The sequence below is a fragment of the Thioclava sediminum genome (assembly GCF_002020355.1).
In the GTDB taxonomy this organism is placed as follows: domain Bacteria; phylum Pseudomonadota; class Alphaproteobacteria; order Rhodobacterales; family Rhodobacteraceae; genus Thioclava; species Thioclava sediminum.
In genome coordinates this window covers 281870-302942 of sequence record NZ_MPZV01000001.1, presented here as the reverse complement: position 1 = coordinate 302942, position 21073 = coordinate 281870, and the positions used below count along the sequence as shown (strand labels likewise).

At 63.3% G+C, this 21073-nt stretch carries 19 protein-coding genes; 13 read left to right on the top strand and 6 right to left on the bottom strand.

The features are described from left to right. Positions 1-248 precede the first annotated feature (248 nt). Both BMI91_RS01255 and BMI91_RS01250 read right to left on the bottom strand, forming a co-directional pair. Entirely contained in the window at positions 249-1766 is a 1518-nt protein-coding gene (locus tag BMI91_RS01255) for an acetyl-CoA hydrolase/transferase family protein (protein WP_078519289.1), read from the bottom strand. A 205-nt stretch (positions 1767-1971) separates the two neighbouring features. Then, positions 1972-2358, bottom strand: a complete 387-nt coding sequence (locus tag BMI91_RS01250; protein ID WP_083075284.1) for a response regulator — start codon at positions 2356-2358, stop codon at positions 1972-1974. 468 nt (positions 2359-2826) lie between these two features. On the opposite strand from BMI91_RS01250, the gene BMI91_RS01245 reads away from it, so the two are divergent. From BMI91_RS01245 to BMI91_RS01220, 6 genes are all read left to right on the top strand, one after another. After that, a complete protein-coding gene (locus tag BMI91_RS01245) occupies positions 2827-3507 on the top strand; it encodes a Crp/Fnr family transcriptional regulator (protein WP_158522063.1) in 681 nt (226 codons plus the stop codon). A gap of 213 nt (positions 3508-3720) precedes the next feature. Continuing rightward, positions 3721-4368: a Crp/Fnr family transcriptional regulator gene (locus tag BMI91_RS01240; RefSeq protein ID WP_158522062.1), complete on the top strand. Its 648-nt coding sequence runs from the start codon at positions 3721-3723 to the stop codon at positions 4366-4368. Between the two features lie 496 nt (positions 4369-4864). Continuing rightward, positions 4865-5824 (top strand): cytochrome ubiquinol oxidase subunit II family protein, encoded by a 960-nt coding sequence (locus BMI91_RS01235; RefSeq protein ID WP_133051919.1) that lies wholly within the window; start codon positions 4865-4867, stop codon positions 5822-5824. Then, positions 5821-7884 (top strand): cbb3-type cytochrome c oxidase subunit I, encoded by a 2064-nt coding sequence (locus BMI91_RS01230; protein ID WP_078539403.1) that lies wholly within the window; start codon positions 5821-5823, stop codon positions 7882-7884. Before BMI91_RS01235 ends, BMI91_RS01230 begins: the two co-directional genes overlap by 4 nt. After that, positions 7881-8507, top strand: coding sequence for a cytochrome c oxidase subunit 3 (locus BMI91_RS01225; RefSeq protein ID WP_078519283.1), 627 nt, complete (start codon positions 7881-7883; stop codon positions 8505-8507). Before BMI91_RS01230 ends, BMI91_RS01225 begins: the two co-directional genes overlap by 4 nt. Then, positions 8507-8860 carry a cytochrome o ubiquinol oxidase subunit IV gene (locus BMI91_RS01220; RefSeq protein WP_078539402.1) on the top strand — a complete coding sequence of 118 codons (354 nt, stop codon included), beginning with the start codon at positions 8507-8509 and terminating at the stop codon, positions 8858-8860. The genes BMI91_RS01225 and BMI91_RS01220 overlap by 1 nt, the downstream gene beginning before the upstream one ends. 98 nt (positions 8861-8958) lie before the next feature. Here the strand turns inward: BMI91_RS01220 and BMI91_RS01215 are convergent, their stop codons facing one another. Next, on the bottom strand, positions 8959-9534 hold the full coding sequence (locus tag BMI91_RS01215; RefSeq protein WP_078603721.1) for a DsrE family protein: 576 nt from the start codon (positions 9532-9534) through the stop codon (positions 8959-8961). A 261-nt stretch (positions 9535-9795) separates the two neighbouring features. Here BMI91_RS01215 and BMI91_RS01210 point away from each other — a divergent pair, with 261 nt between their 5' ends. Both BMI91_RS01210 and BMI91_RS01205 read left to right on the top strand, forming a co-directional pair. Beyond that, the gene (locus BMI91_RS01210) at positions 9796-11517 is read left to right on the top strand and encodes a tetrathionate reductase family octaheme c-type cytochrome (RefSeq protein ID WP_208607938.1); all 1722 of its coding nucleotides are present in this window, start codon (positions 9796-9798) and stop codon (positions 11515-11517) included. Further along, on the top strand, positions 11510-12160 hold the full coding sequence (locus BMI91_RS01205) for a cytochrome b/b6 domain-containing protein (protein ID WP_078603720.1): 651 nt from the start codon (positions 11510-11512) through the stop codon (positions 12158-12160). The genes BMI91_RS01210 and BMI91_RS01205 overlap by 8 nt, the downstream gene beginning before the upstream one ends. A gap of 142 nt (positions 12161-12302) precedes the next feature. Here the strand turns inward: BMI91_RS01205 and mepK are convergent, their stop codons facing one another. Continuing rightward, positions 12303-12857 (bottom strand): peptidoglycan L,D-endopeptidase MepK, encoded by a 555-nt coding sequence (mepK, locus tag BMI91_RS01200; RefSeq protein WP_078546845.1) that lies wholly within the window; start codon positions 12855-12857, stop codon positions 12303-12305. A 367-nt stretch (positions 12858-13224) separates the two neighbouring features. On the opposite strand from mepK, the gene BMI91_RS01195 reads away from it, so the two are divergent. From BMI91_RS01195 to BMI91_RS01180, 4 genes are read left to right on the top strand one after another with little or no spacing between them, the layout of a single operon-like run. Further along, entirely contained in the window at positions 13225-14865 is a 1641-nt protein-coding gene (locus BMI91_RS01195; RefSeq protein WP_078603719.1) for a L,D-transpeptidase family protein, read from the top strand. Positions 14866-14921: 56 nt separating this feature from the next. Then, positions 14922-16022, top strand: a complete 1101-nt coding sequence (locus BMI91_RS01190; RefSeq protein ID WP_078603718.1) for a UDP-3-O-(3-hydroxymyristoyl)glucosamine N-acyltransferase — start codon at positions 14922-14924, stop codon at positions 16020-16022. Between the two features lie 8 nt (positions 16023-16030). Continuing rightward, entirely contained in the window at positions 16031-16312 is a 282-nt protein-coding gene (locus BMI91_RS01185) for an acyl carrier protein (protein ID WP_078546851.1), read from the top strand. Further along, positions 16312-17517 (top strand): beta-ketoacyl-[acyl-carrier-protein] synthase family protein, encoded by a 1206-nt coding sequence (locus BMI91_RS01180; RefSeq protein ID WP_078603717.1) that lies wholly within the window; start codon positions 16312-16314, stop codon positions 17515-17517. Before BMI91_RS01185 ends, BMI91_RS01180 begins: the two co-directional genes overlap by 1 nt. A 72-nt stretch (positions 17518-17589) precedes the next feature. On the opposite strand, the gene BMI91_RS01175 is transcribed toward BMI91_RS01180, so the two are convergent. After that, on the bottom strand, positions 17590-18333 hold the full coding sequence (locus BMI91_RS01175) for an invasion associated locus B family protein (RefSeq protein ID WP_078603716.1): 744 nt from the start codon (positions 18331-18333) through the stop codon (positions 17590-17592). A gap of 561 nt (positions 18334-18894) precedes the next feature. Here BMI91_RS01175 and BMI91_RS01170 point away from each other — a divergent pair. Further along, the gene (locus BMI91_RS01170) at positions 18895-20478 is read left to right on the top strand and encodes a helicase HerA-like domain-containing protein (protein WP_078604436.1); all 1584 of its coding nucleotides are present in this window, start codon (positions 18895-18897) and stop codon (positions 20476-20478) included. Here BMI91_RS01170 and BMI91_RS01165 read toward each other — a convergent pair. Then, complete coding sequence (locus BMI91_RS01165) at positions 20465-20881, bottom strand: DUF6477 family protein (RefSeq protein ID WP_244176528.1); 417 nt, start codon at positions 20879-20881, stop codon at positions 20465-20467. The two genes, BMI91_RS01170 and BMI91_RS01165, sit on opposite strands and share 14 nt — an antisense overlap. Positions 20882-21073 lie beyond the last annotated feature (192 nt).

Here is a 21073-nt window from a genome sequence, read left to right as displayed (position 1 = left end):
AGGGGCGTCTGGTCGGACGCCCCTTTTTCGTTTGGTCGGGTAGAAGGGCGCTCGCCGGTCCGTGGGGTGGCGTGGCCTGAGTTTTGAACGAAGGCGCTTTATGCCTGCCAAGCCTCCCACAGTATGAACGATGTGTGCGGGTGGCAATGCGCCAGCCCGTCGGGACGGACCGGCGCGCGCCCTGCGCCTTCGGCGCGTTCCGCGCGCCATCGCAAAGCCCCCGAGGCTCGGGCGCTGCCCTCAGCCCCTCACGCCTCCATGGTCCCCGTTTCCACAAACCGCTGGTGCCAGCTCAGCGCCTCGCCCAGCAGGTTCGGGGCGTGATTAGCGAAGCTGCCTTTCTTCGCGCGCTCGAAATAGTCGCGCAGCATCGGGCGATAGGCGGGATGGGCGCAGGTCTCGATGATCGTCTCGGCGCGCTGCTTCGGAGACAGCCCCCGCAGATCCGCCAGACCCTGCTCGGTCACGATCACCTGCACATCCTGCGCGATGTGATCGACATGGGCGGCCATCGGCACGATCGCGGAAATCTTGCCGCCCTTCGCGACCGACGGCGTCATGAAAATCGACACATAGCCGTTGCGCGCGAAATCTCCTGAACCGCCGATGCCGTTCTGGATCTTCGAGCCCATCACGTGGGTCGAGTTCACGTTGCCGTAGATATCCGCCTCGATCAGCCCGTTCATCGCGATACAGCCCAGACGGCGCACAAGCTCGGGGTGGTTCGAGATCTCCTGCGGACGCAGGATCAGCTTGTCTCGGAAATAGGCGGCGTTGTCGTTGAAATACTGCGCCTTCTCGGGCGAGAGCGAAAACGCCGTGGCCGAGGCCATGCGCAGCTTGCCCGCCTCGATCATGTCGAGCATCCCGTCCTGAATGACCTCGGTGAAGGCGGTCATCTGGTCGAAGGGCGCCTCGATCAGCCCGGCCATCACGGCATTGGGCACATTGCCCACGCCCGATTGCAGCGGCAGAAGCCCGCGCGGCAGGCGGCCCTGTTTCACCTCGTTGCCGAGGAAATCGAGGATATGGCCCGCAATCGCCTCGGCCACCGCATCGGGCGGGCTGAAGGGTGCGTTGCGGTCGGGCGCGTCGGTCTCGACCACGGCCACGACTTTCTCGGGATCGACCTCGAAATAGGTCTGCCCGATCCGGTCGTCGGGTTTCACCAGCGGGATCGGCACGCGGTTCGGGGGCAGGGCGGTGCCGTAATAAATGTCATGCATCCCCTCCAGAAGCGGCGATTGCCAGCGGTTCACTTCGAGGATGATCTTGTCGGCACAATCGAGCCAGGTCTTGTTGTTGCCGACCGAGCTCGACGGGATCAGCTTGCCGTCCTCGGTGATGCCGGAGATCTCGATCACTGCCGTGTCGAGCTTGCCCATGAACCCCATCCACGCCATCGGCGCGACCTGGCTCAGGTGCATGTCGAAATATTTCATCTGACCCGCATTGATCCGCTCGCGCGCGATCGGGTCGGAATTGTAGGGCAGGCGGAATTCGATTCCGTCGGCCTTGGCCAAGGCGCCGTCCAGCTCGGGGCCCGTTGAGGCGCCCGACCAGATCTTGACCTTGAACGGGCGACCCGCCGCGTGCTCAGCCTCGATCCGCGCGGCCAGCGCCATCGGCACCGCCTTGGGATAGCCCGAGCCGGTGAACCCCGACATGCCGATGGTCGCGCCATTGTCGATCAGCTCTGCGGCCTCTTCGGCCGACATCACCTTGGCGGCGAGCCCGGCATGGGCTTTGCGGATCGTATGGTTCATGGACAAGCGCCTCCTTCGCGATGGTTCGGTCGCGATGGCGCGGAACGGGGCTCCTCTCTGCCCCGCATGGCCGCGCGACCTCGTGTTCCGCTGACGAGGAACGCGAGGATGCGCGGGATGTCCATGTTTGGCAGATATGCGCCGAGTGCATAACAACTGTCACCGGGCGCATGGCATATCGATCTCAGCGCCAGTGGCGCAGAAATCAGGCTTCGGCAAAACCCATCGAAATCAGGGCATTGGCGAAATCGTCATTGGTGAAGGGCTTTATCAGCATCTTGCCTTCGGGAAACCCGTCCATCATCACGGATTGTTCATCATATCCGGTCGAGTAGAGGATCGGCACCGCACGTTCGCGCAGCGCCTTGGCGGCTTCCAGCGAGGTTTCATCGCCAAGATTGATGTCGAGCAGCGCCATCGAGATGTCATTGCCGCCAGCAATATGGAGCAATGCTTCTTCGACAGTGCCGAAGATGACCACATCGCGCGCGCCGAATTCGCTCAGCATCGCGGCCGCATCATAGGCCACGATCATCGCGTCTTCGAGCACCAGCGCGGTGCCGTCGATCCGAGGGGGAGAACAAAGAGTCACGAGGACCGCCTAGCCGCGAGGCGGGCGCCGCTTGCGCGGATCTCGCTTCGTTCGTGTTGGAAAATCCGGGGCATCAGCTTCCTGTCCTTGCAGATTACTGCATTTGGAGGGGGATAGGATCGGGATCGATCCGACGTCAGTATAACGCTTTTAGGCTTCAGCCCGATTGTCGGTGCGCTGAGAGGCCTCTTGGCCCTTAGTGCACCTCGTAATCTCCGGGGTCATTTAACTATGACATACTGCTGCAAAGCGTCTAGCTGGCATGAATCCCACAGGGCTGCCTGTTACACAAGCGATCGTGAACATGCGGGGCGCAGATAGTGAGGGAAATAAGGGGAAATAGGGAATCCACCCACGAAATTTGAAAGGAACCTGCCACGGTCCTTCGCGTTGCCTTATGACGTAAAAGTGAGCCAAGGCATGACACGCAACTTTAGAAATTGTCCCTTCGTCGATAATCCCGCCTTCATGGCGCCCGATGCGCACGAGGAAGCAATCGCCGAAGCCGCCCGCGCGGGCGAGCTACGGATGCCCGCAGGGCAGACCGTCGTGATGGAAGGCAACGAGCCGCAACGCTTCTTCACGTTGATCGAAGGCCAGGCCATGCGTTACCGGATGCTGGAAGACGGTCGGCGCCAAGTGCTCAATTTCCTCTTTCCCGGCGATCTGATCGGCCTCGACGCGATCATGATGGGCATGGCCTCGCACACGACCGAGGCGCTGACCCCGGTAAAGCTCAGCGTTTTCGACCGTAAACAAGTGTGGGAGCTTTTCTCGAAGATGCCGCAGCGTGCGATGATGCTGACATGGCAGGTCGCGCGCGAGGAGCATTTCCTGAGCGAGGCGCTGGTGACGGTCGGGCAGCGCTCGGCGCGCGAGGCGCTCGCATGGGCCTTCGTCACTCTGTTCGAGCGCGGATCGCAGACCGGGCTGGTGCGCGACGGCAAGATGCCGTTCCCCGTCCGGCAGCAGGATCTCGCGGATGCGCTCGGGCTATCGCTCGTTCACACCAACAAGACACTTGCCCGTCTGAGGTCCGAGGGGCTGGTCAGATGGGCGCAGGGGATTCTCGAATTGCCCGATCTCGAACGGCTTGCCGATATAGGAGTCGTCGAGCTCGGGGCCGGGCCACCGCGCTACTATTTATAGTCGCGCAGGAGAGTGGCGGAATTCCTCAGTAACGCTGTCGTCTGACAGTGATTCCTAAAGCTTTTCACATAAGCGAAAAGCGTTTTTCCGCCGGGTGACGCCGAGGAATATCCAAAAAAACCTGCATCAATGTCCTATGACGTAGCGCGCTCAGCGCTTTCGCGGCAGATGCTGGTTTCTTCGCAGAAATTAACAAAACGGAACCGAGCAAGCTTGGAAAACCTGTCTCGAAAACCTGACCTCGCCTATCTGGCGGAGCTGTCCCAATCGCAACGCGCCATTCCCGCGGGAGCGGCGCTTTTGCCCGAGTCCACGCCATTGATCGTGCGGGTCGAGCGCGGGATCGCCATGCGCTATACGCTGCTCGAAGACGGGCGCAGGCAAGTCGAAGCGCTGGTCTATCCGGGCGATCTGTGCGGGCTGACGAGCGTACTCTACGGTCCGGGGGCGAGCTATTACGAGGCGCTCACGCCGATGATGCTGTCGAGCTTCGATCCGGCCGATCTGCATCAGCCTCTGCCAGATGGTCCCGACCGCACCACGACGCTCGTGTGGCTGATGACGCGTGAACTGACGCGGCTGTCGGGCTGGCTGGCCTCGGTCGGGCAGCGCAACGCCAATGAGGGGATCGCGTGGTTCGTGATGCACGCATGGGAGCGTGCCGAGGCGGTCGGGCTGATCGAGAAGGACAGCGCGCCGTTCCCCTTCGCCCAGCAGGTCGTGGCGGACTCGCTCGGGCTGTCGCTGGTGCATACGAACAAGACGATCCGCCGCCTGCGCGATCAGGGGCTGTTCCGGATTGCCGGCGGGCGTGTGCGGATCTCGTCGCTCCCGGCGCTGCGCCGGGCCGCGGCGCTCTGACCGCTCCTTTCCGCTAACCCTCTCTGACAGCGCGCCGCGGGTTTCCGCGGCGTTGGTTTGTCATGTGCCGGGGGAGGGCGCTCCGTTCCCGTCAACGCGGGGCGAGGCGGGAGCCTGAGCGGATAGCGCCCCTCACGCACCCCGTGACCTCAAGCGTCCGTGATCGGCTAAGTTGCTCATTTTGCTCACGGATCGCTCACCGCTCCATCACAAGCGCGAGAGAAGGGCCCGTTTACCCCTGTATTCGGGCGCGCCCGTTCAAGACCAACCCCCTTTATTTATTGGTTATTTTTTCGTGCGTCGCAGGTGTGTGATGACATTTGTGCATGATTTTCAGTCGGTTACGCTCGTTCCTGCGACAATTTGTCAACACCGATTGACCTCGCGGGCGCTGCCCTAGAGTGGGAGGCATCGCGCGGGACGGGAGCCCTCGCGGCCTCCCCCGAGAGACCCCTATGCCCCCGCGCCAAGAAGAGGGAATAGGAAAGGTATTTCCGTGTTGTTTGAAAAAATCTACAAGCGGCCCAGCCGCCTCGCTGCCCCGGTCCTGTTGACCGTTGCGGCTGCATGGCTGTCAGGTTGCGCGGAGAACGGGGTGATGACCCCGCTCGGCCCGGTGGCGGCCGGAGAACGCGCTCACCTGATCAGCTTCTTCCTTTGGATGCTGCCCATTTCCCTGCCGATCCTGATCGGCACGCCGTGGATCGCGATGCGCTATCGCCGTCAGGGTGGGAAAGGCAAATATGATCCGACCTGGTCGCACTCGGTTGCCGCCGAAGTCGTGATCTGGGGCGGTGCCACGCTCACCTTCCTTATCGTCGGCTGGCTCACCTGGGGCCACGTGATGGGCGAAGACCCCTACAAGGCAACGGGCAAAGAGCCGATGCATGTGAAGGTCATCGGGTCCGAATGGAAATGGATGTTCATCTATCCCGGCAAGGTCGCCGCCGTGAACCGGTTGGTCCTGCCCGAGAACACCCCCGTCGAGTTCGACATCACCGCCACCGGCGCGATGCAGAGCTTCTGGATCCCGCGCCTTGCCGGCCAGATCTACGCTATGCCCGGCATGGGCACGAAGATGAACCTGACCACCTCGGAAGATCCGTCGCAGACCTATGGCTTCAACAGCCAGTTCAACGGCGCGGCTTTCCCGCTCAACAAGTTTGAGGTCGACGTGGTGAGCCAGGAGCAGTTCGACGCGTTCCTGCAAGAGCCCAAGCACCCCTTCGCCCAGCTCGAAAAAGCGTTCAAGAAGACCGCGACCTGGTCGGGGCCTGAGCTCTTCGAGCCGCCGGAGAAAGGCTACTGGGGCAAAGTAATGATGAACCCTGACATGCTGTCCGATGGCGGCGCAGCGATCCTGCCCGACCACGCGCCCGAGCAGAAGAAGATCGACGACGCGATCCGCGAAGAACTGCATGTCTCGCAAAACCAACATCAAGGGGACGCTCAATGAGTATTCTTGGTAGTCTCGACTGGAACGATATCTTCATCGTTCCCTTCTTCACGGATCCGTCTCTGTCCACCGGGATCGCAGCAGGCGCGGGCGGCATCGTCGTCCTCGGCGCGCTCGCGGTCATGGTTCTGCTGACCGTCAAAGGTTGGTGGAAACCGCTCTGGTCGAACTGGATCACCACGCTCGATCACAAGAAGATCGGGGTCATCTATATCGTTCTGGCGCTGATCATGCTGATCCGCGGCGTCCTCGAGGCGGTCGTGATGCGCGCCCAGCAGGTCTCGCCCGCACCGGGCTTCCTGTCGGTCGAACACCACGCCGAGCTGTTCTCGACCCACGGCACGATCATGATCTTCTTCGTGGCGATGCCCTTCCTGACCGGCGTCATCAACGTCGTCATGCCGCTCCAGATCGGTGCGCGCGACATGGAGTTCCCCTTCATGAACGCGGTCTCGCTCTGGCTGTCGATCGGCGGCGCGGCGCTCGTGATGGCCTCGCTCGTCGTCGGTCACTTCGAGACCGGCGGTTGGACCGCTTACCCGCCTTATACGGGCATCAAGCTGTCGCCGAACGAGGGCGTGGATTACTGGATCTGGTCGCTGGGCCTGACTTCGGTGGGCTCGACGCTTTCGGGCATCAACTTCCTCGTGACGATCTACAAGCAGCGTGCCCCCGGCATGAAGCTGTTCGACATGTCGATCTTCGCCTGGGCGACGCTCTGCACGGCGATCCTGATGATCTTCGCGATGATGCCGCTGACCGTGGCCTCGCTGATGCTGGCGCTTGACCGTCAGGCGGGCTTCCACTTCTTCACCGCCACGCAAGGCGGGAACATGATGAACTTCGCCAACATGTTCTGGCTGTTCGGCCACCCGGAAGTCTACATCCTGATCCTGCCGGCCTTCGGCGTGTTCTCGGAAGTCATCCCGACCTTCTCGGGCAAGAAGATCTACGGCTACACCTCGCTCGTCTGGGCCACCATTGCCATCGCAGTGCTGTCCTTCACCGTCTGGGTGCACCACTTCTTCACCATGGGTCAGACCGCCCACCTCAACGCCATCTTCGGCATCGCGACGATGACGATCGGTGTGCCGACCGGTGTGAAGGTCTTCAACTGGATGCTGACCATGTGGCGCGGCAAGCTGCGGTTCTCCACCGCGATGCTGTTCTCCACCGGCTTCATCTTCACCTTCGTGATCGGCGGGATCACGGGCGTCATGCTCGCCAACCCGACGATCGACTTCGCGACCCACAACTCGCTGTTCCTGGTGGCGCACTTCCACAACATGCTCATCCCGGGCCTGCTGTTCGGTATGTTCGCGGCCGTGAACTACTGGTTCCCGCTCTGCTTCGGCTTCCGCCTGGACGAGAAATGGGGCCGTCGCAGCTTCTGGCTGTGGATGATCGGCTTCTACGGGGCCTTCATGCCGCTCTATGCGATCGGTCTGATGGGCGCACCGCGCCGCATGGCCTTCTTCACCGAGCCGGCCTACTTCCCGTGGCTGGTGATCGCGATGCTCGGCGCGCTGTGCGTGCTGGCGGGTCTGACCGCGCAGATCATTCAGGTCTGGGTCTCGGTCAAGAACCGTGAGAGCCTGATGGTGCCGGCGGGCGATCCCTGGGACGGTCGTGGTATCGAATGGTCGCTGGGCTGCCCGGTGCCGGAATACGACTTCTCCACCATCCCGGCGATGACCTCGCGCGAGCCGTGGGTCGATGCGAAGGAAGCGGGCAAGCGGGTCATGGATCCGACCGAGTTCGTTGACATCCACCTGCCGAAACCGACCGGTATGCCGTTCCTGGTGGGCCTCGTCGCGACCCTCTTCGCTTTCGCCATGATCTTCCAGATGTGGCTGATCGCTGCGGTGGGCTTCGTGGCCATGTGGGTGCTGGTGCTGATCCGCTCCTACGACACCGACTGGGAAGAAACCGTCACCGCGGAAGAACTGCGTGAGGGCTATGAAGCCCACAAGCGCCTCGTCGAAACCACGCCGCAAATCCGGCTCGACGATGAGTTCACCACCAAGAACCGCGGCCTGATCATGGAGACGCAGGTATGAGTGCAACTATGAGCAACACGGGGGCAGCGCACGCTGCCTCCCACGATCACGGCCATCACGACAAGACGGGCACGGTGATCTTCGGCTTCTGGATCTTCCTGATGTCGGACCTCATCGCCTTCTCGCTGATGATCGCCAACTACGCCGATGCCGAATGGCACGGCATCGCGAACGGGCCGAGCCCGCATGAGCTGTTCAGCCTCGGCCTGCCGACCATCGAGACGATGGCGCTGCTGATCTCCACCTTCACCTTCGGTATCTGCACGCTGGGGATGAAATACGGCGCGTCGATGAAGCGCACGGTGGGCTGGCTCGTCGTGACGCTGGCGCTTGGCGCGATCTTCCTCGGGATCGAACTCTACGAATTCCACGAGTTCTGGACCGAGGGCAACACGCCGCAAGTGTCGGGCTTCCTGACCGCCTATTACTCGCTGGTGGGTCTGCACGGTCTGCACGTCACCTCGGGTATCATCTGGGGCATCCTGCTGATGGTTCAGATGAAGACCTTCGGGATGAACGACCTGATCAAGTCGCGTCTCGTGCGTCTGGGCCTGTTCTGGCACATGCTGGACATCGTCTGGATCGCGCTCTTCACGAAAGTCTACCTGATGGGGGTGCTGTGATGGATTATATCAACTCCGACGTCGGCATGGACTCGGCTGAGTACAAGCACGACATGGCGCGCTATGTCTGGGGCTTCGCGCTCTCGGTGGTCTTGACGCTCGCAGGCGTCGTGATCGTCGCGGGTGGCGTGTTCTCGACGGGCCTCGCATGGTCCATCGTGGGCATCCTCGGCATCGCGCAGCTGGTGATCCAGTTCTGGGCCTTCATGCACCTCGACTTCTCGAAAGAGGCGCGTCCGGACCTGTATCTGGTGCTCTTCACCTTCCTGCTCATCATCCTGATGGCTGCGGGCACCGTCTGGGTGCTGGCCGATCTGGCAAGCCGGATGGGTATGGGCGCTGGCAGCATGTAAGCCGAGGGGCAGGGGCCTTAGGGCCTCGCTCCGCCAAGAAAAAGAACGCGGGCAGCGCAAACTGCCCGCGTTTTTTCATGTCCGCCTGACAGGGGCGATTACATCGGGAAGAGCTGATAGCCCTGGCTTTCCAGCACGGGCACGGCGGCCAGAGCCGAGAGCGCCACATCGACATTCGGCCCGACCTGATCCTCGGTGAAGCCGTGATCGGCCAGCGCCTGCCCGCAGACATAAAGCGTGACGCCGGCATCCGCGAGCTCCTGCTTCAGCTTGGTGTCGGGATCGTCCTTGCCGAATTTCTCCTTATACGCCTCGGGCGAGAGCGCGAGCGGGGTCGCCGCGCCATGCAGCACCACCGCGAATTTGCGATGCTCTTTGTCGACGCCCGCATTGCCGTAGATGTTCACCGCGCGCGCGACATGCCACAGCGCCGCGTTCACGCCGCCGTCCATCGTCTTGCCCATCCCGACATCGAAGACGATCTTCCAGTCCTTGTTCGGATCGGGGCTGAGCGCGCCATCGGGCACCGGGTGCATCTTGCCGTAGTCCTTCACGACCGGGTTGATCCATTCGGTTTTCGAGCCGTCGTTGCTCGAGGAGGCGGCGAAAGCCGCGCCCGAACCGAGGGCAAGGGCGAGGGCGGCGGGAAGAACGAAGCGGGTTGCGCGCTGCATGAAACTCTCCTGTGAAATCGATTTGAGGGCCGGGACAGGGGATGACCGCGCCCGGTGAGGCTCAGCGCGGGGCGGCAGCGCTTCGTTCCTCGCCGCACCGCTCACGGCAGATCAGGGCTGCGTGATGCGCGCCGCGCCTCCAACCGCCCCAATTCGATGCGACAGTAAGTCACGCAAAACTCACGAAATGTCGCATCCCCGTGATCGACGCGATCGCGCTAAGCAATGTGAGTAACCAGTAGTGAGCCAGTCGGAGCATCGATGACACAGAGTGCATTGCGGATCACGGCATTCGTCTCAGCCGTGATTTTGGGCCAGCTTCCCGCCTACGCGCAGGACGCGACCCCGGAGGAGACGCCCGCAATCGGCGCGCAATCGACACCCGTCGCACAAGGCGCTTCGAAGGCTGCCCATATGAGCGATCCGGTGAAAGAGCTCACTGCCGACCACTCGAAATTCGACCAGCTCAAGGGGCCGTTCGCGTCGGGCTCCGAGGTGACGGAAGCCTGCCTGTCCTGCCATACTGAGGCCTCCAATCAGGTGATGCATTCGGTTCACTGGACCTGGGAATACCAGAACGAGGCCACGGGCCAGACGCTCGGCAAAGCGCATGAGATGAATGCGTTTTGCGGCAATGTCGCCTCGAATGAGGTGCGCTGCACATCGTGCCACACGGGCTATGGCTGGACGGACGTGCGCGAGCCGATGCCCGACGATCCGACCAAGGTCGACTGCCTCGTCTGTCACGACAAATCCGGCCAATATACCAAACAGGATAACCTCGCGGGCGAGCCGCCGCTGGATCCGGTGGCCGCGGGCGCGAAGACCATCACCGGCGCGGCCGCCTGGCCCGTCGATCTGGCCGAGGCGGCGCAATCGGTGGGCGCACCGCCCGGACGCGACAATTGCGGCAACTGCCACTTCTATGGCGGTGGCGGCGATAACGTGAAGCATGGCGATCTCAGCTCGGCGCTGTTCAACCCGCCGCGCGACGTCGATGTCCATATGTCGCCCGACGGTCAGAACTTCACCTGCGAGACCTGCCACGTCTCGGACAAGCACGTCTTCGAGGGCTCGCGCTACGAGACCGACGTGATCGACCCGCATCCCGATCGCATGGCGGGCACCGCGCATGACGCGGCCGCCTGCCAGTCGTGCCACACCGACAGCCCGCATGAGGGGCCGAACCCGCTTATCGCGGCGAAGCTCAACGATCACACCGACACGGTGGCCTGCCAGACCTGCCACATCCCCAGCTTCGCGCGGGGCGGGGTGGCCACAAAGACCGTCTGGGACTGGTCCACGGCGGGCAAGCTCGACGAGAACGGCAAGCCGATCACCGAAGAGGGCTTCACCCAATCCGACGGCAAGCACCTGCACACTTACATGTCGAAGAAGGGTGATTTCGAATGGGGCGAGAACGTCACGCCCTATTACGCATGGTCCAACGGCGAGATGACCTTCACCCTGCCGGAGGAAGAGATCGACCCGACGCAGGTGGTCGAGATCAACAAGATCGGCGGCACTCCCGGTCAGCCCGACAGCCGCATTTTCCCCTTCAAGCGGATGGTCGGCACGCAGGCCTATGACGTACAGCGCAACGTGCTGGCCTATAACAACGTCTATGGCCCCGGCAACGGCACCGCGCTCTGGTCCTATTACGACTGGGAGAAATCGCTCAAGGCGGGCATGGATTATGCCGGTGTGGAGTATTCGGGCGAGTTCGATTTCGTCCATACCTACATGTACTGGCCGATCACCCACATGGTCGCGCCCGCTGACGATGCGCTGCAATGCGAAAGCTGCCACGCGCAGGGCGGTCGAATGGCCGATCTGGCAGGGATCTACGTTCCCGGCTCGGAAATCAATCTCGGCGGCAAGCTGGGGCTCGCGATGTTCCTGATGGCGCTCCTGGGGGCCTTGGGCCATGGCGCGCTGCGCCTGATCAACCGCTGCAAGAAGAATGGAGGCCACCATGGCTGAGCATTGCGTAAAGGTCTATTCGCGCTTCAACCGGCTCTGGCACTGGAGCCAGGTTGGCTCAATCATGTTGCTGTTCTTCACCGGCGCGCGGCTTCTGGGGCTGCATCCGATCCTGCCTTTCGGGGCGGCGGTGCTGATCCACACGGTCGTCGCGCTGGCGCTGCTCCTGCTCTGGGCCTTCGCGACCTTCTGGCTGTTCACCACGGGCGGCTACAAGCAGTTCATCCCGCGCATGCAGGGCATGTGGGAGGTCAGCCGCTTCTACGCCTACGGCGTCTTCAAGGGCGAGGAACATCCCTATGTGAAAAGCTACGAGCGGCGGCACAACCCGCTGCAGGCGGCCGCCTATTTCGCGCTCAAGATGATGCTCTTCCCGGCGATCTGGATCTCGGGACTGGCCTATCTCAGCTACGGCTTCTGGGATCACCTCGACGGCGGCTCGTTCTGGCTGGAGATCATCGCGAATTTCCATGTCCTCGCGGCCTTCGCCATTGCGAGCTTCGTGGTGGTCCATGTCTACCTGCTCACCATCGGTCACGGCTTCCGCCAGCATGTGCGGCCCATGGTCTCGGGCTACGAGAAGGTCGATCTGACGCCCGAGGCAGAGGCCTATTTCCGCCAGCAGGGCCGGGTGCTCGACTGAGCATCGCTACGCACGACTGATCGAGGCCCCCATGCGGGGCCTTTTTCTGTCTGCGGTTTGGGGCACCCCCCGGCAGGGCAGGCAAAGAAAAACGCCGCTCGGGAAAGCGGCGTTCGGGTCGGTCAGGCGAGGTGCGCGAGGCTCAGGAGCCCCAGTGCCGCACCGGGCCGCAATCCATGTGAACGAAGTTCGAGCGGGAGTATTTGCCAACGCCGCCAGCGTGGCAGGCGGCCGCCGCCTTGTACATCTGGCTGACCGAGCGCGACTTCAGCCGTAGGTCCATCGCCAGACCCTGCATGTGCAGCGAGTTCTTCGCGACGCCTTTCGAGCGGGAGCGCAGCATTGCATTGGTCTTGGGCGAGCGGTAGCCCGACAGCAGCATGTAGGGTTCGCGCGAGTCCATCAGGTTGTGCGCTGCCGCCGCGATGTCCACGGTGCGCGCGTCGATGTTTTTCAGCTGGTTGGTGCGCCAGTCGCGGGCGAAGTAGGTGATTTCCTTCAGCGCGTCGGGGATATACTCGCCTTCGATCCAGTAAACGGTGTCGAGCGTCTCGCCGGTACGACCGTTATACATCTTGATCCGTCGGATGTCCCCTGCGCCCTTGAGTAGACCGAAAGCGTTACTCATGGTGGGGGCTGCCGTCACCATGGTCGCAGCAAATGCGCCCAGAAGGCCGCGCCGGGAAATCGTCGTCATAGCAAGTTCCTGTGTTCGCCTGTCTCTCGATTTTCCCGCCCTGTTTCGGGCGGTTGAGGGATGGTAGACCCAAACTTCTTACTCCTTATGGCATAGACAGATTAATCGATAAAGAACGGAACTGATGCATCTTTGCCATGTTGGGGCATGTCGGCAAAATTTCGCCTGCCGGTAGTAAAAATGCGCTCACGTCCTTGTGGGAGCGGTGTGCGTGCGGGGTGAGAAGCGGCGGAAAGGTGCTGTTGCGCCCCTGCATCGTTCCGCGCGGGTCCGCGCAGTTCGTTGCGCGCAGGCAACGCTTCGCTGGACAGATGCAGGTAAGTTTGGAACATCTGGAACGATGGGTCCGGGCAGGGGTTTAGACGCTATGACGCGCAATTTCCGTAAGATAGGGCTGGCCTTCGCGCTAGCTACGCTCGCCGCCGGCGCTCAGGCGCAAGGCGCCGCCCAGATTGCTGCCCAAGGGGCCATGTCGCCGCTGGCTGGCGTCGAGCTTTCGGGCTTCACCCAGGCCGTGGCCGAGGCTGCCGCTGACAATCCCGCTCTGGCGGCCTTCTATGCCGCCCGCGATTACCGGCCGATCTGGACCGCCGCCGAGGATGCGGGCCGCCGCGCGGCTTTCATGCGCGCGCTCGATCTGTCGGCAATGCAGGGGCTGCCCACCGCGCATTACGACCCCGAGGGGCTGCGTGTCGCCTTCGCCGCCGTCCAGTCCGAGCGTCAGCGCGGGCTGCTCGAAGTGAAGATGAGCCAGATTTTCCTCGATTACGCCCATGACCTGTCGCACGGCGTGCTCGACCCGCATAGCGTCATCTCCGATATCAAGCGCGAACCCAAACGCGCCGATCCCGAAGCCCGGATGACGGCCTTCGCCGCCGCGACCAACCCGGCGCTGTTCCTGCGCGAGCTGGCGCCTCAGATGCCGCAATATGCGCAGCTGGTGAAGGCGCGCCTCGATCTGGAGCATCAGATCGAAGCGGGCGGCTGGGGGCCGACGGTGCCCGGCACCAAGCTCGAGCCCGGCGACAGCGGGCCGGACGTCGTGGCGCTGCGCGACCGGTTGCAGCGGATGGGCTATCTGGGCCGCTCTGCCAGCGCGACCTATGACGCCGAGATGCAGAAGGCCGTGCAGGCCTACCAGACCGATCAGGGGCTCGCGACCGATGGCGTCGCAGGGCCGAGCACGCTGGGCGAGATCAACAAGAGCCCCGAGGCGCGGATGAAAGCCATCCTCGTCGCGATGGAGCGTCTTCGCTGGATGAACGGCATCGATTTCTCGGGCCGCTACGTCTGGGTCAACATCACCGATTTCTCGGTGCGCGTGGTCGATCACGGCAAGACCACGTTCCGCTCGGTGACGGTGGTCGGGCAGAACAGCTCGGACCGCCGCACGCCGGAGTTTTCCGACGAGATGGAGCGGATGGTCATCAACCCGGCCTGGCATGTGCCGCGCTCGATCGTGACCAAGGAATACCTCCCGCAGATGAAGCGCAATCCGAATGCGGCGAGCCAGCTTCAGCTGATCGACAGCCGGGGCCGGGTGGTGCCGCGCTCTGCGGTGAATTTCGCCGCCTATAACGCGAGCAATTTCCCCTTCGCGATGAAGCAGCCGCCGTCGAACCGCAACGCGCTGGGGCTGGTGAAATTCCTGTTCCCGAACCGCTGGAACATCTACCTGCACGACACGCCCTCGAAATCGCTCTTCAAGAAAGAGACGCGGGCGTTCAGCCATGGCTGCGTGCGTGTCGGCGACCCCTTCGATCTGGCCTACACGCTTCTGGGCGCGCAAAGCTCCGATCCGGAAGTGGAGTTCAAGCGCATCCTCAATTCGGGGCGCGAGACCGTCGTGCCTCTGGAAAAGCACGTGCCTGTGCATCTGACCTATTTCACCGCCTGGCCGACCGCGTCGGGGCATGTCGAATATCGCCGCGACGTCTATGGGCGTGACGCGATCCTCTTCAACGCCTTGCAAAAGGCCGGGGTGGAATTGGGCACGCAGGACAGCTAAATCTCTGGCAACGGGGGCGGTAAGCGCGCCCCCAAACGACCATGAGAGGATCGGCCATGTCCCAGACAATCGAGCATATCGCGCAGGCGCTTAACGCCCGCGCCGAAGGCGACCTGTCGATCGAGGTGACCGGTGCGTCCGAGCCTGCGACGGCGGAACCCGACCAGATCGCCCTCGCGATGAGCGAGAAGTACGCCGAAGGGCTGCGCGAGGGTAAGGCCCGCGCGGCGCTTCTGTGGGAAGGCGCGGACTGGCGCGCGCTCGGGCTGGAGGCGGCGGTCTTCGTGACCCGCCCGCGTCTCGCCATGGCGGGGCTGTCGAAAGCCTTCGATCCCGGCCCCAATGTCGAGCCCGGCATCCACCCGACCTGCGTGATCGACCCGACCGCCATCATCGGCAAGGATGCCGCCATCGGCCCCTTCACCGTGATCGGCAAGGAGGTGAAGATCGGTCCGAATGCGCGGATCGTGGGGCAGGTGACCATCGCGGAAGGCGCGCAGATCGGCTCTGATGCGCTGATCTATCCCGGTGCGCGGATCGGCGCGCGGGTTCTGATCGGCGATCGTCTGGTCTGTCAGCCCGGCGCAGTGATCGGCTCGGACGGGTTCTCCTTCGTCACGCCTGATCCTTCGGGTGTCGAGGAAATCCGCCACACGCTGGAGCAGCGCGAGGAGATCACCGAGCAGAAATGGTCCCGCATCCATTCGCTCGGCACGGTCGAGATCGGAGACGATGTCGAGATCGGCGCCAATGCCTGTATCGATCGCGGCACGGTGCGCGCGACTGCGATCGGTTCGGGCAGCAAGCTCGATAACATGGTTCATATCGGCCATAACGTGCAGGTGGGCGAGGATTGCCTGCTTTGCGGTCAGGTCGGCATCGCGGGCTCCACCCGGATCGGGCACCGCGTGGTGCTGGCCGGCCAATGCGGCGTCTCGGACAATATCACCGTGGGCGACGACGTGATCGCGGCGGGCGGCACCAATATCTATACCAACGTTCCCAAAGGCCGTACCATCTGGGGGAGCCCGGCGGTGAAGATGGAAACGCAGCTCGAGATCAACAAATCTGTCCGCAGATTGCCGAGATTGTTTGCGCAAATCGCCGAGCTTCGAGAAACTGTTACGAAACTCACGCAAAAAGGCGGCACGGAGTAACCCCAGATATGAGGCCAGACGTGCAAGACCAGGTTTTCTCGATCATCGCCCGCGAAGCCCTTCGCGAGCCCTCCGAACTTTCGCCCGAGATGACGCTCGACGAGTTGGGGCTCGATAGCCTCGGCCTCGTCGAAGTGATCTTCGCCATCGAAGAGGCCTTCGACGTTTCGGTGCCCTTCAACGCCAACGAACCCGCCGCCTCGCAATTCGACATGTCTTCGGTCGGCGCGATCGTGGGCGCGGTGGAGCGTCTCGTCTCGGGCGGCAAGCCTTCGACCGCCGTCGCCTGATGCGGGGCGTCGTCATCACGGGCGCGGGCACGATCAACGCGCTCGGCGAGGGCGTTGCGGCAACCAAGGCGGCCATGGCAGAGGGGCGCAGCGGCATCGGCCCGCTCAGCTTCCAGGATGTAGAGCGGCTGAGCATACGCATCGGCGGTCAGATCCGCGGCTATGACGCGTCGGACCGCTTCACCTCGGCGCAGCTCGCGCAATACGATCCCTTCACCCAATACGCGCTGATCTCCGGCGCGGAGGCGATGGCGCAGGCGGGACTGGAAGCAGCGCCCGACCCGGCCCGCTGGGGCTGCGTCATCGGGTCCGCAGGCGGCGGGCATACGACCGCGAATAACGCCTATCGCGCTGTTTTTGCAGATCAAAAGAACCGCGTGCATCCGCTGACGGTGCCCAAGCTGATGGCCAATGCCGCGCCCTCGCATCTCTCGATCCGCTACGGGCTGCAGGGGCCGAGCTTTGCCGTCGCCACTGCCTGCGCCAGTTCCAACCACGCGATTGGCCTCGCGTTCCAGATGGTGCGTTCGGGCATGGCCGAGGGGATGCTCGCGGGCGGCTCTGAGGCGATGCTCAATTTCGGTGGGCTGAAAGCATGGGAGGGGCTACGGGTGATGTCGCCCGATGGCTGCCGCCCGTTCTCGGCAGATCGCAATGGCATGGTGCAGGGCGAGGGCGCGGGCGTCTTCGTGATCGAGACGCTGGAGAGCGCCGAGGCGCGCGGCGCGCAGCCCTTGGCCGAGATTGCGGGCTTCGCGATGAATTCCGATGCGAGCGATATCGTGATGCCCTCGCTCGACGGGGCCTCCGCAGCGATCATCGGCGCGCTGAGCGATGCCGGAATGGCGTCCGAAGAGGTCGGCTATATCAACGCCCACGGGACCGGGACAGCGGCCAATGACCGGATCGAAACGGCTGCGATCCGCGCGGCGTTGGGCAAGGCGGCCGATCAGGTCGCTGTGTCCTCGACGAAGGCGCTGCATGGGCATTGCATCGGCGGCACGGGCGCGGTGGAGCTGATCGCCTGTCTGATGGCGCTTGGCGACGGGGTCATCGCACCCACGGCGAATTACGCGACACCCGATCCCGACTGCGATCTGGACTATGTGCCCAATACCGCCCGCAAGGCACAGGTCGGCGCGGCACTCTCGAATGCCTTCGCCTTCGGCGGGCTCAACGCGGTGCTGGCCTTGCGCACGATATGAATACGCCGCGCCCGGTTAGGGCGCGGCGTATTTTATTTCAAACGGTTACGAGCCGAAGCTCATCCATCCAGCTTACTGCTGAACGCCGTTTTCCTTGTTGGTTTTCACGGTCTCGTCAAAGGCTTTGGTGAAGCCGCTGAGCGAGATATCCGCTTTGACCTTTTGCTGCGGGTTGGCCAGCGGCGTGATCGTGATCGTCGCCTTGCTGCCCTTCTTGAGCGACTCGAGTTCGGCCTTGCCGACGCCGAAGCGCGCGAAGCAGCCCATCATGCGCGGGTCGCAGAAGGAATAGGGGTAGACCATCGCCTTGCCGCCATCGACCTGCATCACGAGGTTCTGCGACAGCAGGGTCTGCATCGGCACCATGATGGTCAGACCGGCTGCGGCTTGGCTGCCATCGGGCAGGCCGATCACCGAGATGTCGGCCACGTTGCCGCCATTCTGGTCCTTGATCACCTGATACATCTGGCAGGGATCCTTGCCGTCGGGCGATTTGGCGCATTGCAGCTCCCAATCGCCATAGGTGGCCTTGGTGTAGGTCTGCGGCTCCTGCGGCTTTTGTGCCTGCTGATCGGCGCCGGGCATCGTCGGCGCGCCGTCAGCACCGTTCGCGGTGGCGTCGGGCGCCTGATCGGTGCTGGTCGCGTCTGCGCCCGCATCCGCCGCCGGGGTCGCCGCGCCATCGGTGGTCGCGCCCGCGGTCGCATCCGCCGAAGGGGTCGTGGTCGTGTCGCTCGAGGTGGTATCTTGCGCCCACGCCCCGCTTGCAAGGCCGAGGGCCAGAGCGAGTGCGAGCGGTTTCGTCAGTTGAGACATATTACTCTTCTCCTGAAACGTATTGGGCGAAGGCTTAACACGGGGCTGCGCCCCTGTCAGTGTCGAATTCCGCAGCGGCGCTCACGGATCGGCGGCAAACTGCCACAGTTTCGTGAGCGGTTCGACGGCCTGCATCGGCGCTGGGGCAGGCGAGAGATTTCGCGGAAAGAGCCGGGGCGATTCAGTCGCGTCTCGCGCGGGCCGGATCGGGTGTTCCGGGGGCGTGAAAGCTGGGCTTTCCAAGCGAAAGGGGCCCGTTCAGGACCCCTTCCTTTTCCCCCTGTCGGACTGGCCGACTTCGTCATTGCCGGTACGCTAGGCCGTAATTTTTCACAGGTCAACAGGCAAAGTTGAGGAAGTGTGACAGGCGGTGAGGCGATGAACTCCGGAACGCAATCCCTTGGCACAGAAGAAAAAGACCGCGCCAAGCGTGGCGCGGCCAGTTCAACAGGGAGGAAGTGCCCCCATACGCGCAAAAGCGCGCTCCGGGGGCAGGATCACACTGGCGCAAAAGGGTTAAGGTAGTATTGTCGGAGCCGAAATTTGTTTGGCGAGGGCAAGATGACCGGTGTTCTGACCGAAGAGGGTGTGTTCGTTGGGGGCGGTGGTGAAGGCTACGCAAGCCCGCAGGAATTGAAGCTCCAATACGGCAACCGTCACGGGCTGGTTGCGGGCGCGACCGGTACCGGCAAGACGGTGACGCTGCAGATCCTCGCGGAGGGCTTTTCGCAGGCGGGCGTGCCGGTCTTCATGGCCGATGTGAAGGGCGATCTGTCGGGCATCGCGGCGACTGGCTCGGCCGAGGCCAAGTTGCACAACGCCTTCATGGAACGCTCACAGACCATCGGGTTCGATCTGCAATACCGCGCCTATCCGACGGTCTTCTGGGACATGTTCGGCGAGAAGGGGCACCCGGTGCGCACGACCGTCTCCGAGATGGGGCCGCTGCTGCTGAGCCGCCTTTTGGGGCTGACAGAGGCACAGGAAGGCGCGCTCAATATCGCCTTCCACATCGCCGACAAGGAGGGGTTGGCGCTGCTCGACCTCGACGACCTGCGCGCCATGCTGCGCCATATCGGCGAGCGTGCGGACGAGATCGCGCTGGAATACGGCAATGTCGGCACCGCGACGATCGGCGCGATCCAGCGCGACTTGCTGGTGCTGGAAAATCAGGGCGGGGCGCAGTTCTTCGGCGAACCCGCGCTGGACCTCGCCGACCTGATCCAGATCGACGAAAACGGCATGGGCCAGATCAACATCCTCGCCGCCGGCAAGCTGATGGGCAGCCCGCAGCTTTACGCGACCTTCCTGCTGTGGCTGCTCTCGGAACTGTTCGAGGAGCTGCCCGAGGTCGGCAATCCCGACAAGCCGAAGCTGGTCTTCTTCTTCGACGAGGCGCATCTGCTGTTCGACGACGCGCCCAAGGCGCTGGTCGACAAGGTGGAGCAGGTGGCGCGGCTGATCCGCTCGAAAGGGGTGGGGGTGTTCTTCATCACGCAGAACCCCGGCGACGTGCCCGATGGCATTCTCAGCCAGCTTGGCAACCGCGTGCAGCACGCGTTGCGCGCCTTCACCGCGAAGGATCAGCGCGACCTGCACCGCGCCGCCGAGAACTACCGCGCCAATCCGAGCTTCGACACCGAGATCGCGATCAAGGAGGTCGGCACCGGCGAAGCGGTGACCTCCTTCCTCGAAAAGAAGGGCGTGCCGGGTATGGTCGAGCGCACGTTGATCCGCCCGCCGCAGTCGCGCCTCGGCCCGCTCAGCGATACCGAGCGCGCCGCGGTGATCGCTTCAAGCGGTCTGGGCGACAAATACGACACGCCCGTGGATCGCGAGTCGGCGCAGGAGATTCTCGCCAAGCGTGCCGAACTGGCCGCGCGCGAGGCCGCGGAGGCCGAGGCGCGCGAGAAAGCGGCCAAGACCGCTGCGGGCCGCTCCGAGCTCGATGAAGGCTTTGACAATTTCAACAATGCAAGGCGCTACGATCCGACGGCGAAGTCGAAACCAGCGCGCAAAACGTCCTCGCGCCGGTCCGATACGATCCTCGAGACCTTCGGCAAGAGCCTTGCGCGTCAGCTGGGCACGAAGACGGGCCAGACGATCGTGCGCGGGGTTCTCGGTTCGCTCTTCAAGTCGCGCTGAGCGACGGGGCGCTCGCGCACTCTTCTGACGGCTGCGGCGCAAGCCGCGCCTCCGCCAGAAGCGCGATCAGCAGCTCGATATGGCGGGCGACCGAATAGGTCGCCTCGCCCGCGCGCCGCGCCTGATCGAGCGCCGCTTCCTCGGCCATCAACGCGCGCAGGGCCGTTCCCGGACGCGGTAGCTCGCTCATCCGCATCACCCGTTTGAGGTCGCGCTTGCGGCTGTAATCGCTCAGCCCGTGCCGGGCCGCGCGGATCAACAGGCGCGGGCGGCGCATCTTCGCCACAGCAGTGGCCGGATCGGGATCGGGATCGACGCTGTCGGCTTCGGTCGGTTCGACGAGGCGCAAGGGCGACGGGGCGTGGAAGGCCGGCGTGGATTTCTGGCGAAATGCGAAGGTCATCGGAAACTCCCTTGAGGTGAGATCCCGAGCGTTACCAAGCCTCAGGCGGTGTTGCGCAATTTCGCCCTCAAGCGCGCGCCCCGCAAAGCTTTGTTTAGGAAGTTTAAGGAATTCTTGCTGGCGTCCCGTTTATTAACGAACGGGTAACCAAAGCAACTCACGGTTGTTACCGGACGGACTCGTCGCGCATTT